Below are 15,172 nucleotides of genomic sequence, written 5' to 3'. Positions count from 1 at the left end.
CATCTCTTGTGTTGCAGCGTATCCAATCCCCCACCGAAATTGGTAAAGAAACCTGTCTCTCTACCCCCTGAACATTATGCTATAATAACCTAGTTAAAAAGCTGTATATACTTATTGATTAATTAACCATTTCAAAACTTTTTTTGTCAAAAAAGCAGGTGGATTTATGAAAAATACTCAAAGTAAGGAATATCATTGTCCGATTGCTTTGACCAATAAGGCAAAGAGTAAAATGCGAGAAGCTGGGTTGGATGAGCGATCGTTTTTTTTATTGGAGAAATCGTTTGATGTTTATATAGAAAAGTATCCGCAATCGGCTGATGGCCTTGTTTCGGTAGCCTTGTTTTTTGACATTGAAAAAAACGAAAGGCTGGCAGAGAAATACGGTAGGTTTGTTGTTGTTATCCATTGTTTGGTCAAAGAGGATGGGTTTGTTGCAACGAATGTAACGACGAGGCCGACACATATCCCATTGCCGTCTAATTGGCGCATTTCGGCAGAGCTTACTTTTGACTTAAATGTTCAAGGCAGCAGGCGATTACCGATGGGGTTACTGAACTTGATTCACAACATGCCGGTTGCACAGGAAAGTTCTATGTATGTGCAAAAACGTATTGCCAGTTGGGAAGGCTATCTGAAAATTCAGGAGCAGTCCGCAGATATTCCTGATATCACCACCCGCTATTCCACGCTTTTATTCAATGATGATTTCAGTACGGTAAAAATAACAGGCTGTGAGATGAAAGATAAGGATTGGAAGTCACTCAAGGATATGAGCGTCAAGCTAAAAGGAATGGACCAGGAGATCGGCAAAGTCCTGAAAGCGAATCGTTCGGCTTCCACGGTAGAGGTGGAAATACACAGTAATATGGAAGCTCTGGCCCGCAGGCAGCGCCTTGATGTACATCCTAAGGAAGTCATCTTTAGCAACTTTGCAACCTTAAGCCAGTTGAAAAGACTTCGGCAAGGGTTTAAGCAATTGGAGAACGGCTTGGCTGCGAATCCTGAACTGGAACGCCTTTTATTTGAAAATAAGCCCCCGGTCAAAGAGGTCAAGGCTGAGGCAAAGCTGCAGTTTCACAATACATTGAACGAGTTCCAGCAGGCAGCTGTCACAGGCGCTATGTCTGCTGAAGACTTATACGTCATCCAAGGGCCGCCCGGAACAGGAAAAACAACCGTTATTTCAGAAATCTGTCTGCAAAATGCGAAGGCGGGGCTGCGCACTCTAGTTGCGTCGCAGTCGAATTTAGCGGTCGACAATGCCCTGGGACGATTGCTGGCAACTAAGGATATCCGAATCCTCAGAGTGGGACGGACGGAAAGCATAGAAGAAGAGGGAAAAAAGTTCATCGAGGAGAATGTCGGACAGTATTGGAAAGACCATACGCTGCAGGAAGTCTCCAGCCAATTGGAAGCTCGAAACAAACGGGAGTCCGAAATAGAAATAGAATGGGAAGCGAACGAACAGGAACAAGAGAGGCTCGAGCAACAGCTTGCACGAATAGAAGCGGAGCTTGAAGAAAAGAAGAAAGCCCAGCAGCAGTATAATGAAATTCAGTCATTGATTGAAGTGCATAACAAGAGCATTCATGGAGTTGAACAGGAGGGGCAAGCAGTTCAGCAGCTAATACAGAAAACGGAACACGCCCTGCGTTTGTTAAATGACACCATTGATCAAGATGAAACTTTTCTGGATGAAGAGCCTGATCGTGACTTGATTCAAAAAGAGTTGGATGCCTGCCAGCAAGAGATTGTACGGCTGCAAGACAGTGTAGCCCTTCAGGTGCTAGAAGACGAAATGAATGAACTAAAACAAATGATAGATAGGGTTTCTGCAGATGGTGATACATGGAAAGAGGCCATGAAGCAGACGGAGGCTATAACAGAAAGAATAACTGCCGCAAAAAAATTCGACAGTTTAAAGTGGATCATTCTGGAACAAAATCTGACTCGCTCTCTACAAGTGCAGTCACTAATTGCAAAGCTCGATCAGCTTCGCGAAAGAATCAACCAGCTGGATAAGTTAAAGGAATATAATGAGAAAATCAATCCAGCGATTTCCTATCTTGAGCAGCTTTTGGGGGAGAAGGAGAAGTACTCCAAGCTTCAGATGCAATTGAAGAACATTCCTCCTGTTACTACGTCAGCGATCGAAATTGACCAGTTTTTAGAGAAATTGAGAAGTGAGTTAAAAGGAAAATCAACCATTCATCCGAATCGGCTTGAAACCTTTCTTAAGTGGCTATATGGCCGGAGACATTTCATCTGGCAAAAAGCGGATGTGCTCAAACTGAATGATACAGATAAAAAAATGGCACAAGAAGCACTTCAGCATTTGAAACAGGAACTGATTGGACAGCTTCAGCCTAGTCTCGATGAAAACAAGATGATGCAACAAAAGTATCAGAGAGAGATGGCCGAACAGACTGCCAAGCTTACTTTCCTGCAAAACAAGCACGCACAAAAGATGGTCTCAGCAGTAATTATTCCCAATGCGAAGGAATTGCTTCATGAACAAGAAACCAAAGCGTTTGAACTGAAAGCCAAGCAAAAACAATTTGGACAAGCCAAGCTACGGGTTAAAATGAATCGTCAAAAACGTGAACAAGAATCTCTTCAACTGGAGCAGGCAAAGCAGAAACAAACCGAAATCGAAGTCAGTCTTTCAAATCTCGCCTCCATAATTAAGGAAAAAGAAGCTGAACAAGCGCCACTACAGGAAATCCTTTATTTAGAACCCGAGAAGGAGCACGAAGAGGTATTAAAGAGGCTGGCGAGCGTTTCTTTTAACCGAGAGTCGTTGAATCAGGAAAAGCAGAGACTACCGCTGTTCCAGGAAGTCCAGGGAATGTGGCAGTCCTTGCTAGAAGAAGCAAATGACCATGACCTGAATGAAATCCGAAAGCTTTATGTGAAGCATGCAAATGTAATAGGAACAACATGTGTGGCCTCCGCTCGCAAAGATTTCATTGAAAACTACCCAATTTTTGACGTTGTCATTATTGATGAAGTATCAAAAGCAACCCCGCCGGAGCTCCTTTTGCCGATGCTGAAAGGGAAAAAAATCATTCTGGTCGGCGACCATCATCAGCTGCCGCCTTTACTGGGAAACGATACGCTGGAGGAAACGCTGCAGGAAATGGCGGAAGAAAGTGAAGACTTTGAAGGAAAAGCGGAACTTAAAAAGTTATTAAATGAGTCGTTGTTCGAGCGATTGTTTAAAAACTTGCCGATAAATAACAAAACGATGCTTGCGATTCAATATCGGATGCACAAAAACATTATGGAAACGATAACGCCATTTTATATGCAAGAAAACGAACAGCTCCAATGTGGCTTAATCGATTCTGATCTGGATCGTGACCACAAGCTGGCATCACTGAACATTCAGCGGAACAATCATCTCCTTTGGCTTGATATGCCGAACGAGCCTTTATTTTTCGAAGAAAGAATGAAAGGCGGAAAAAGCCTGTACAATTCAGCTGAATTGAAGAGGATTGGCGAATTGCTGAAGGAATTGGATGATGCAACCGCTGAGGCAAAGCAAGCTGGAAGAATGGAAACCAATGAGAAAAAAAGCATTGGTGTCATCAGTTTCTACGGAGAACAAGTGAAAAGGATCGACCGCATGCTTCAACAGGAGTTGCATTTGCCTCACTTAACGATTCGCACCGGGACAGTGGACAGATTCCAGGGCATGGAGATGGATGTGATTCTGTTAAGTATGGTGCGTAATCACGATAATAAGCAGGATGATATCGGTTTTGCCAAAGACTATCGCAGGCTAAATGTGGCATTGTCGAGAGCAAGAGAGCTGCTTGTGATGGTTGGTTGCACAAAGATGTTCACACAGCGGACGAAACATAGGGATGCAAGAAAAATGTATACTCATGTTTTTGAAACGGCCAAAAAGCAAGATGGATTGCGAACCCTTGAAGAGGTGGGTGTGAATGGATAAATTAAAAAAGCAGCTACATGCGGATCTACTTAAAAATCCAGCTGTCCAAATCAACAAATCGCTGATCTGGCAATTCCCGGTGACCATTTATACTGTGGCGTTTTATCGCGTAAAACGCTCTAAAATGGACATTCTCATGAAAATGATGCTACTCACATTTGAAAAGACGCAAATCCGTCGAGCAGCCAATTTATCTCAATTGCTGCTGGTCGAGGAGCTGTTCATTGAAGATTTACTGAACAAAATGCAACGCACGGGTTTGATCACATTGGAAAAAGGAAGCTACAAGCTGACATCGAGAGGGCAAGAGCAGCTAAAGACAGGGATTATGGAAGAAGAATTGGCAGAAGAGTCGGCAGTGCTTTCTTACAGCCCGATTCACGATGAGTTTTGGCCAGAGATGACCGAGCCTTTGCCTGAAACTGACGGAGAACTGCCGCTTTACCGGTATGGAAATCATCAGAACATCTTAGGGAAGGACCGTATTCTGCAAGTTCTCGCAGAGAGCCGAAATGGTGAGGAAGAAGACGGCTTCCAAACAGTAGTGGCTGCTGTAAATAGCTTTGGCGAACAGAAAGTTGAGCACATCCCATGCCTCGAATTTCAACTCTACAATAAAGAACAGGACAAATTCTATGCACGTGTCTGGAATACCATGCTCCAACGCTGGGATGAAACATTCGAAAAGCAGATAGAAGAGAAAGAACGTCTGGTATGGCGGGAATAATATGCAGAAACAAAGGGACGTACCTGGGGTGCGTCCCTTTTAATCAAGCTTTGTTCCTGAAAAAATTATTATTAATACAAATAAAATAGAACTCTTGTTCGATAAATGGTATAATGAAAGTATAAAAACTAGATAGGATGTGATAAAATAATGGTAGTTAAATGGATATTGGAAAAGCCTCGGGATTATGTGGCGGTTGATTATGATGGCCTTTGGAAGAAGTTGATTTACGAGCTGTTTGAAGAGTTTGTCCTGTATTTTTTGCCTGATTTGTTTGAGGACATTGATTTTACGAAGGAGCCTGAATTTCTGCAGCAGGAGCTTTTTAAAGAGATTATTGAAGAGAAGAAAGGGAAACGAATTGCGGATCAAATTGTTAAAGTGTATTTGAGAGATGGCAGTGAGCAATGGGTCTTGATTCATATCGAAGTTCAAGGCGATACAGGCGATGATTTTTCAGAAAGAATGTTCCGCTATTATTATGAAATTTATGACAGGTACAATCGCGATGTTGTGGCGATTGCGCTGTTGACGGGTGCTTCCGACCGCCCATGGACCGGGAAGTACCAACGAGGAATCTTTGGGACGGAAGTGACTTATAAGTACAATTGGTATAAGTTTAACGATCAAAATGAGACTGAATTAGAAAATTCAAGCAACCCATTTTCGATTGCCGTACTGGCAGCGAAATATGCCAATGCCGCCAAAAATGATGACGAGAAACGCTATCGATTTAAATACAAGCTAATGCGATTAGTATTACAAAAAATGAATCAGCCTCTAGACGAAAGACGCATCTACCTCTCCGCGCTTACTTACTTCATTGATTATTTACTCCAACTACCGATAGAATTAACAGAAAAACTAAGAAATGAAATCATGATTTCGAAGGAGGCAATTGACTTGATGTACTTAGACCGAAAGAACCTACCCCCAACATTTGGAGAATTGAGGAAAATGGAAAGGGAAGAAGGTAAAATAGAGGGATTGTTGGTCGAACGAAAAAGAATTGTCTCTAAGTTAACCCGCGAAAATTTTACAGTTGAACAAATAGCTGATTTAACAGAATTATCTATTGAAGAGGTAAAGAAGTTACAAGAGCAGCTAAGCTAAAAAGTATTGAGGTTTGTCCAATGGGCACGCCTCTTTTCTCTGATGATCTCCCCGCTTACTTACTTCATTGATTATTACTCCAATTACCAGTTTTATTCCTATTTGCTTTTCAATCTTTATCAGATTATTAAATTGTCCAATTGAAGGTTAATTGATAAACAGCGATTGTAAAGTTTAAATTACCATTTCTATCAGTTTGATAAAATGTGCTTTATCATGGTATAAGTGTAAATGGAGCAGGAACTTGCTGCTTTTTATTTTTGGGATTAGGGGTTGGCCTTGTGTCCTATGATGAAAGGATTTGAATCAAAACATGAAAGAAAATTTCTGGCGTGATTTACCACGACCATTTTTTATATTGGCACCAATGGAAGAAGTGACGGATGTTGTTTTTCGCCATGTGGTGAGTGAAGCGGCGAGACCGGATGTGTTCTTTACAGAGTTTACGAACTCGGAGAGCTATTGTCACCCGGATGGGATCAAGAGTGTGCGCGGGCGTTTGACTTTTACAGAGGATGAACAGCCAATTGTCGCCCATATCTGGGGGGACAAGCCTGAAAACTTCCGGCAAATGAGCATTGGTATGGCGGAAATGGGCTTTAAGGGTCTTGATATCAACATGGGCTGTCCGGTACCCAATGTGGTACAGAACGGGAAGGGAAGCGGTCTGATCCGTCGTCCGGATGCGGCAGCTGAACTAATCCAGGCAGCAAAAGCGGGAGGATTGCCCGTAAGTGTTAAGACAAGGCTTGGTTTCTCAGAAGTAGACGAATGGAAGAGCTGGCTGAAGCACATTCTGGAGCAAGACATTGCTAATCTTTCGATTCATCTGCGGACAAGGGATGAAATGAGCAAAGTGCCTGCGCATTGGGAGCTGATCCCGGAGATTAAAAAGCTTCGTGATGAGGTGGCGGCGGATACCCTTTTGACGATAAATGGAGATATACCTGACCGCCAAACTGGCTTAGAATTGGTTGAGCAATATGGTGTTGATGGAGTGATGATTGGCCGTGGCATTTTCCATAATCCATTTGCCTTTGAAAAGGAGAAGAAGGAACATAGCAGTGACGACTTGCTTGATCTCTTAAGATTGCACATGGATCTCCATGATCAATATTCACATTTAGAGCTGAGACCATTCACGGCTCTACATCGCTTTTTCAAAATCTATGTCAAAGGATTCCCAGGAGCGAGTGGATTAAGAAATCAACTTATGAACACAAAATCAACAGACGAAGTGCGTGGACTGCTTGAGCAATTTGCGGTTGGGAATCCTGTTGGAGAGCAGGAAGTTTAGGTGAACTTGAAGTAAGTGTAAACTGATTTTTACAAAAAAGTTGATAGGCTGGCGTGAAGGCGGTGTTGGGATCGCAATCATTCCAGCCTTTTTCTTTGAAAAGAAAGCGTTCACAAAGTTGTTGATAAGTTTTGAAATTACCCGAATTAAAAAGATACGCTGTATGGTATTATTTTTTCATTAAGTGAACGATCTTTCTTGAAATGTTTCCTCATAATTTCTCCTGTGTTGTAAAACCCTTCTTAAATGATGCGTCTTTCATGATTGAATCCTTAGATCCTCTCGCCATCTTATACTCTTTTGATATGTCTATATAAATCCTTGAATGCAAACGTGAAAGGAGTGGTAATCCATGTAAAACTACTTATCAGCTTTTCTAATATTTTCATTTATATTTGAAGGAGGAATATTATATGGGTCACGATATTTATGGATTGAATAAAGCAAGGGAAGAAATTGCCTATGCGCGTTTTAGCATGGGGAATCATAATGCCCTGCTGCTGTACCGTTTTCTTGATGCCTATCAGTTCTATGCTGGTGTAAGCGGATCAGGTAAAAGCTCGACTTTTTCGTTACAACAAGTTGAAAAGGCAATGAAGGGCTATAAAAAATTCTTTAAAACTGCTGCACCGTCGGAAAGTGATTGTACATCCTGGGATCAAAAGCAAATTTTCCTCTTTATCCAAAGCTGTTTGGAAACGGCACAGAAAGAAAAAAGTGTAGAAGTGTATTTTGGCTAGTAGTCTTTCATTTAGATCCAACCTTATTCCCCCCAATTCCATCCTCAGTCGCTTCAAAACATAAAAGATTCCAATTATAGATACTAAATCCCTTGTCTCTTTCATAGTTATTAATGATGTAAGTTTCATTCATTTTTAGTTTAACGAAAGGGGAAAGAAAATGGACAAGGATACTGCAAAGGTTGGAAAATGCCCGTTTACGCACGGGGGTGCTACTAGTCATAAAACCAGCGGGACGACGAATCGGGACTGGTGGCCAAACCAGTTACAATTGAATATTCTCCATCAGCATGACAGAAAATCGAATCCTATGGGAGAAGATTTTAACTATAATGAAGAATTTAAAAAGCTGGACTATGATGCTCTTAAGCAGGACTTGCATGATCTTATGACAACAAGTCAGGACTGGTGGCCGGCTGACTATGGTCATTATGGGCCATTGTTTATCCGGATGGCCTGGCATTCGGCAGGCACATATCGTATTGGCGACGGCCGGGGTGGCGGCGGAACAGGTTCACAGCGATTTGCACCGCTGAACAGCTGGCCGGACAATGGCAACCTTGATAAGGCTCGCCGACTGCTATGGCCGCTTAAGCAGAAGTATGGCAATAAGATTTCCTGGGCTGACTTGATTTTACTGGCAGGAAATGTCGCCATTGAATCGATGGGCGGCAAGACGATCGGCTTTGGCGCAGGTAGGCCGGATATTTGGCATCCGGAAGAAGACACTTACTGGGGTGTTGAATCCGAATGGCTTGGCGACAAACGTTATACAGGCGACCGTGAGCTTGAGAATCCGCTTGCTGCCGTGCAAATGGGTCTGATTTATGTTAATCCTGAAGGACCTAATGGAAAGCCGGATCCACTTGCAGCGGCTCGGGACATTCGCGAAACCTTTGCGCGAATGGGCATGAATGATGAAGAAACAGTCGCACTGATCGCTGGCGGCCATACCTTTGGAAAAGCCCACGGTGCAGGGGACGCAGCCAAGGTTGGCCCAGAACCAGAAGCAGCACCGATCGAAGAAATGGGCTTAGGCTGGAAAAATGCATACGGCAGCGGCAAGGGACGCGATACGATCACGAGCGGCCTGGAAGGAGCCTGGACGGCAAATCCGACACAGTGGGATAATGGCTACTTCGATTTATTATTCGGCTACGAATGGTGGCTGACAAAGAGTCCGGCAGGTGCTTATCAATGGCTGGCTGTGGATCCGGCTGAGAAGGACCTTGCACCGGATGCGGAAGATCCTTCTGTAAAAGTTCCAACCATGATGCTCACGACCGACATTGCCTTGCGCCATGATCCAGATTACGAGAAAATCTCCCGCCGATTCCATCAGAATCCAGAAGAGTTTGCGGATGCATTCGCGAAAGCGTGGTTCAAATTATTGCATCGCGATATGGGCCCGAAATCAAGGTATAAAGGTCCTGAAGTTCCGGAAGATGATTTTGTCTGGCAGGATCCTGTTCCAGCGGTTGATTATGAACTGACGGATGAGGAAGTAGAAAAGGTGAAATCATTGATTTTGGACTCCGGGCTTACTATCGGTGAGTTGGTTACGACTGCCTGGGCTTCAGCATGTACATTCCGTGGCTCGGACTTCCGTGGTGGTGCGAATGGTGCCCGCATCCGTCTGGCACCGCAGAAGGATTGGGAAGTGAATCAGCCGGAACAGCTTTCGAAGGTGATTGGTATACTCGAGGACATCCAAAGTCAATTGGATCAAGAAGTAAGCCTAGCTGACTTGATTGTACTGGGCGGCAGTGCTGCGATTGAGAAGGCCGCACTAGATGCTGGATTTGAAGTAACCGTTCCATTTGCTCCTGGGCGTGGGGATGCGACTGATGAGCAAACAGATGCAGAAGGCTTTGCGGTGCTGGAGCCATATGCAGATGGCTTCCGTAACTATCAGAAAAAGCAGTATGGCGTCAGTCCGGAAGAGCTGTTGCTGGACAAGGCACAGCTGCTGAATCTCAGCGCACCTGAAATGACCGCTCTTATTGGCGGAATGCGTGTCCTCGGTACGAACCATAGCGGCACAAAACACGGTGTATTCACTGATCGAGTCGGAACTCTTACAAATGACTTCTTTGTAAACCTGCTGGATATGGGGATTGAATGGAGACCTGCAGACGGTGCTGTATATGAAGGGCGTGACCGCAAGACAGGTGACGTTGTTCGCACAGCCACCAGAGTAGACCTCGTATTAGGATCAAACTCCCAGCTGCGTGCGATTGCAGAAGTGTATGCCCAGGACGACAACAAAGAGAAATTTGTGCGCGACTTTATCTCCGCATGGGTCAAGGTCATGAATGCCGACCGTTTTGATTTGAGCGAACAGGCTCGCGAGACTTCCGAATTGGCACGCACACGATGAAAAAAATTAGATAAATAGTTTATGAGATAGCAGACCGGGATAAATTGGTCTGCTATTTTTTATGGCCCGGGGTTTTCCGATGGAATAGCCCAGTATCCTTCATTTGGGTAAAAGGAGAGCCTTTGCATTGCCCGAAAGTGTGTTAATTTCTTCATTTGGGTAAAAGGAGAGTCTTTTAATTTCAGCAGGGATAAGGAAGGATAAGTTCCTTCTCTCAATAAGTTGAGTCTAGTGACTATTCTTGGGAAGAATTATCTATTAACAATTGAATTCAATTCAGGATATGATGATTGAGTATTTAGATAATTCAAATTTTACATATACTAATATCTTTATATTGTAATATAGCATTTCAACATCTATAATACATAGTACGCGAACAGTTGTGTTTTTAAGGAGGACATTGATGGGTGTTGGCCTCTTGAAAAACCATGAACAACAGTACTTACATGTGGGGGAGATGACGATGAAAGATTTACTGAGGAAGTGGAATCAAGTAAGCTTGGTGAAACAAATCATTGTTGGTTTGTTGGTTGGTATTATTCTTGCTTTATCCATCCCGGAACTAGCAAAGCCGGTTGCTATTTTTGGATCTTTATTTGTTAGTGCCTTGAAGGCGGTTGCTCCTGTATTGGTATTATTCCTGGTTATGTCGGCGATTGCCCAGCATAAACGTGGACAGAAAACAAACATGAAGACGATTGTTTCTTTATATCTTCTAGGAACATTTGCGGCCGGGCTTATTGCGGTCATTGCCAGCTTTATGTTCCCGGTAAGCTTGAAGCTTACAGCAGGTGCTGAGGGCCTGGCACCTCCTGGAAGTGTAGTTGAGGTTCTTAAAACTGTACTGCTTAACATTGTTGATAATCCTGTTAATGCTATTATGAATGCTAATTATATCGGTATTTTAGCGTGGGCAGTCTTAGTCGGACTTGCTCTGAAGAATGCGTCTGATTCAACAAAAACAGTCATTGGAAACTTATCTGATGCAATGTCCAAAATCGTCACTTGGGTGATAAAATTCGCTCCACTTGGCATCATGGGACTTGTATTTGAATCGATTACAGCAAACGGACTTAGCTCTTTGCTTGGCTATGGAAAACTACTTGCCGTTCTGATTGGCGTCATGCTTGTTGTGGCTCTTGTGGTCAATCCACTCATTGTATTCACTCAAATAAGGCAGAATCCATATCCGCTGGTATTCAAATGTTTGAAAGAAAGTGGTATTACAGCATTCTTTACACGCAGTTCAGCTTCAAATATCCCTGTTAATATTAAAATATGTGAAGACCTAGGATTGGACAAGGATTCATATTCTGTTTCCATTCCTTTAGGCGCAACCATCAATATGGCTGGAGCCGCCGTGACGATTACTGTTATGACAATGGCTGCAGTTCATACGCTTGGCATTCAGGTTGACATTCCTACTGCTATTCTTCTAAGTGTTATGGCTGCCATCAGTGCAGCGGGGGCTTCAGGTGTTGCTGGTGGTTCCCTTCTGCTGATCCCGCTCGCTTCCAGCTTGTTCGGCATCCCGAATGATGTTGCCATGCAGGTAGTTGCTGTAGGTTTTATCATCGGTGTTTTACAGGATTCTTTTGAGACAGCCCTTAACTCATCGACAGACGTATTATTTACGGCTGCAGTTGAATTTAAGAAGTGGCGTCATGAAGGAAAAGTCATCGAAATCAAAAAAGCATCATAATAGGGACGGAAGCAGGGGAACGGACCTCTGCTTCCTTTTTTTGCTCAGAATATGAGCTAGTAGTCTTAAAAAAAGGGTCCTCACGATGAATTAAAAATAGTTGAAAAAGAATGAAAGATGATTTACTATCAATTCATAACACGATATCTTGTGTTGGATGAATAGTCTCATAACTAAATATTGTAATTACCGGTAAGTATGGTGTCTGAACAAGACTTAATAGGGAATCTGGTGAGAATCCAGAACTGTTCCCGCAACTGTAAGTGCTGACGAAATAAGGATGAACCACTGTCTAAAAAATAGATGGGAAGGCCTTAAATTAGGGTGAAGCACAAGTCAGGAGACCTGCCATATTTATTCGTGTTATCTTCTTCGGGAATAGGGAAGGTATACGGGGATAAATTGACAGGCTCATGCTGTTTTTTACCGCTTTAAATGAGCTGTTAATACATCAACGTTACTTAAACCCATCTTTCGAGATGGGTTTTTCTTATTTTTCAGGGAGGTTTTCAGAGAGGAGTCATGAATGGAAAAATTATCAGCAAATGTATCGAGGACTTTTCAGAACAGGCTCGTCCTGCCGCCGGATACAAACCATCTTGGCACGATTTTTGGCGGGACCGTGCTGAGCTATATTGATGAAATTGCCGCAATCGTAGCGATGAAACACAGCAGAAGGGCAGTTGTCACCGCCTCGATTGACTCGGTTAACTTTCTTTCTTCCGCTGTAGTGGGCGATATTTTAACACTTGAAGCGGTCGTCATTTCAACAGGCAGGACGTCGATGGAGGTGTTCGTGAAAGTGGAAAGTGAAAACTTGAAAACTAGCAGGAAAACGCTGACGACCACTTCGATTCTTACCATGGTCGCGAAGGATGACACCGGTGCACCTGTACCGGTTGCGAAGGTCATTCCCGAAAATGATGAAGAACGAGAGATGTTCAAGACTGCCGAAATGAGAAGGCAGCGCAGGCTGGAAATGAGAGAAAGTAACCAGGTTGGAGGAATGTTGAATGAGTATCGAAGTAAAGGATGAAAATGCAGCTAGGCTGATCGCAGAAATAGAGCGGTCGTTTCCTAAACTGGATTTTCAACTATTCAAAGAAAAGACGGACCAAGCCCTGCAAGTTAAGAATATGACGAATGACCAGGTCCAGAACATGCTGATTTTGACCGCAGTTGAACGAATCAGCCGGAACGAGCCTGAATGGACGTATGTGGCTGCAGGGTTTTATCTGAAAAAATTATACAAGCTTAGCGCAGATTTTAGAAATACACGCGCAGAAACTGGTTACGGTTCATTCTATGAACTAATCAATAGCTTAATAGAAATTGGAATTTATGATTGTAAGGTCTTAACATCCTACTCCCGTGAAGAAATGAATTACCTGGAAAAAGTCATTGATCCAGAAAGAGACAAGCTGTTTACATATATAGGACTTTTAACCATGGCGGAAAGATATCTGGCACGTACACAAAATGACGATTTTGCCGAACTGCCACAGGAGCGATTTATGATAATTGCCATGACGTTGCTGGCTGAAGAACCAAAGGAGAAACGGCTTCAGTTAGTGGAAGAGGCATATTGGGCGCTTTCCAACCTATATATGACAGTCGCCACACCGACTTTATCGAATGCTGGGAAAAGCTATGGCCAGCTATCGAGCTGCTTTATTGATACAGTAGCTGATGATTTGAGGAGTATTTACGACTGTAATACAGATATCTCCACCTTGAGCAAAAATGGCGGCGGCATTGGCGTCTATCTTGGCAAAATCAGGAGCCGAGGCAGTGATATCAAGGGTTTTAAAGGTGTCAGTTCCGGAGTCATTCCCTGGATGAAGCAGCTGAATAACACCGCTGTTTCTGTTGATCAATTAGGGCAGCGCCAGGGTGCGATTGCTGTTTACCTTGATGTATGGCATAAGGATGTCTTCCCGTTCCTTGATGCCAAACTGAACAATGGAGACGAGCGACAAAGGACACATGATTTATTCACAGGCATTTGCATCCCCGATTTATTTATGGAACAAGTCGAAAAACGAGGGGACTGGTATCTGTTCGATCCTCATGAAGTGAGGAGTGTCATGGGATTTTCGCTTGAAGATTATTTCGATGAGGAAAAGGGATCAGGCTCCTTCCGTGAAAAATACTGGGCCTGCGTCAACCATCCTGATTTGTCACATGAGAGGGTCCCTGCCATTGAAATCTTTAAATCGATCATGATTTCTCAGCTTGAAACCGGAACACCGTACATGTTTTACAGGGATCAGGTGAACAGGCTCAATGCTAATCACCATAAAGGGATGATCTACTGCAGCAATCTCTGTACGGAAATCACACAGAATATGAGCCCAACCCTTTTGCAAGAGGAAACAGTGAAGGACGGAAAGATTTTAATCTATAAAAAACCGGGTGACTTTGTTGTATGCAACTTGTCCTCGATCTCTTTAGCGAAAAGTGTGATGGATGATGTCCTGGAAAGAGTGATCAATATCCAGGTCAGAATGCTGGATAATGTCATCGATATCAATGATATTCCTGTCCTACAGGCGCAAATAACCAACAAGAACTACAGGGGAATCGGACTGGGGACATTCGGCTGGCACCACCTTCTGGCTCTAAAAGAAATCAAATGGGAAAGCGAAGAAGCGGTGGAGTATTGTGATCGTCTCTATGAAAATATCGCTTTTTTTACAATCAGCGCAAGCCTTGAGCTGGCAAAAGAAAAAGGGGCATATCCTTATTTCGAAGGCTCTGACTGGAGTAATGGACAGTTTTTCGTGAAGAGACAATATACTGGTGAAAAGTGGAACAACCTCGCTGGAGAAGTGAAGCACCATGGAATCAGAAACGGGTACCTCTTGGCGGTTGCACCAAACTCTTCGACCTCAATTTTAGCAGGTTCGACAGCAAGCATTGACCCGATTTTCAGGCTGGAATACTCCGAGGAAAAGAAAGATTACAAGATTCCGGTGACCGCGCCGGATCTGTCTACCGAAACGATGTGGTTTTATAAGACAGCCTATAACGTTGACCAGCATTGGAGCATCAGGCAGAATGCGCGGCGCCAGCGCCATATCGATCAATCCATTTCGTTTAATTTTTACGTGACAAACAACATCAAGGCAAAAGCGTTGCTGGATCTGCATATGGACGCCTGGAAGTCCGGATTGAAAACGACGTATTATGTCCGCTCCACTTCCAGCAGTGAGTTTGACGAATGTGAGAGCTGCCATAGTTAAGAGA

Annotated in this window: 9 protein-coding genes and 1 riboswitch; all 9 genes read left to right on the top strand. The window is 43.5% G+C overall.

Annotated elements, in window-relative coordinates; translation table 11 throughout:
- Positions 1-166: 166 nt before the first annotated feature.
- The 9 genes from J7E32_RS07345 to J7E32_RS07305 all read left to right on the top strand — a co-directional run bounded on the left by J7E32_RS07345 (position 167) and on the right by J7E32_RS07305 (position 15,168).
- Positions 167-3,961, top strand: a complete 3,795-nt coding sequence (locus tag J7E32_RS07345) for an AAA domain-containing protein (protein WP_214905778.1) — start codon at positions 167-169, stop codon at positions 3,959-3,961.
- The gene (locus J7E32_RS07340; protein WP_214905776.1) at positions 3,954-4,688 is read left to right on the top strand and encodes a winged helix-turn-helix domain-containing protein; all 735 of its coding nucleotides are present in this window, start codon (positions 3,954-3,956) and stop codon (positions 4,686-4,688) included. Before J7E32_RS07345 ends, J7E32_RS07340 begins: the two co-directional genes overlap by 8 nt.
- Positions 4,689-4,838: 150 nt before the next feature.
- The gene (locus J7E32_RS07335) at positions 4,839-5,801 is read left to right on the top strand and encodes an RpnC/YadD family protein (protein WP_214905773.1); all 963 of its coding nucleotides are present in this window, start codon (positions 4,839-4,841) and stop codon (positions 5,799-5,801) included.
- A gap of 313 nt (positions 5,802-6,114) precedes the next feature.
- Positions 6,115-7,098 carry a tRNA dihydrouridine synthase gene (locus J7E32_RS07330; protein ID WP_214905770.1) on the top strand — a complete coding sequence of 328 codons (984 nt, stop codon included), beginning with the start codon at positions 6,115-6,117 and terminating at the stop codon, positions 7,096-7,098.
- A 413-nt stretch (positions 7,099-7,511) separates the two neighbouring features.
- Complete coding sequence (locus tag J7E32_RS07325; RefSeq protein ID WP_214905767.1) at positions 7,512-7,838, top strand: hypothetical protein; 327 nt, start codon at positions 7,512-7,514, stop codon at positions 7,836-7,838.
- A 160-nt stretch (positions 7,839-7,998) separates the two neighbouring features.
- Positions 7,999-10,218, top strand: a complete 2,220-nt coding sequence (katG, locus tag J7E32_RS07320) for a catalase/peroxidase HPI (RefSeq protein ID WP_214905765.1) — start codon at positions 7,999-8,001, stop codon at positions 10,216-10,218.
- Positions 10,219-10,684: 466 nt separating this feature from the next.
- Positions 10,685-11,923 (top strand): serine/threonine transporter SstT, encoded by a 1,239-nt coding sequence (gene sstT, locus J7E32_RS07315; RefSeq protein WP_214905827.1) that lies wholly within the window; start codon positions 10,685-10,687, stop codon positions 11,921-11,923.
- Between the two features lie 182 nt (positions 11,924-12,105).
- Positions 12,106-12,290: riboswitch (cobalamin riboswitch) on the top strand.
- Between the two features lie 159 nt (positions 12,291-12,449).
- Complete coding sequence (locus J7E32_RS07310; RefSeq protein WP_214905762.1) at positions 12,450-12,959, top strand: acyl-CoA thioesterase; 510 nt, start codon at positions 12,450-12,452, stop codon at positions 12,957-12,959.
- Positions 12,937-15,168, top strand: a complete 2,232-nt coding sequence (locus tag J7E32_RS07305) for a ribonucleoside-diphosphate reductase subunit alpha (protein WP_214905760.1) — start codon at positions 12,937-12,939, stop codon at positions 15,166-15,168. The genes J7E32_RS07310 and J7E32_RS07305 overlap by 23 nt, the downstream gene beginning before the upstream one ends.
- The last annotated feature ends 4 nt before the right edge of the window (positions 15,169-15,172 follow it).

It is taken from the genome of Bacillus sp. ISL-55 (assembly GCF_018613155.1).
GTDB lineage: Bacteria > Bacillota > Bacilli > Bacillales > Cytobacillaceae > Mesobacillus.
Note: the sequence above shows the minus strand (reverse complement) of the source record. Positions and strands in the feature narration are given on the sequence as shown.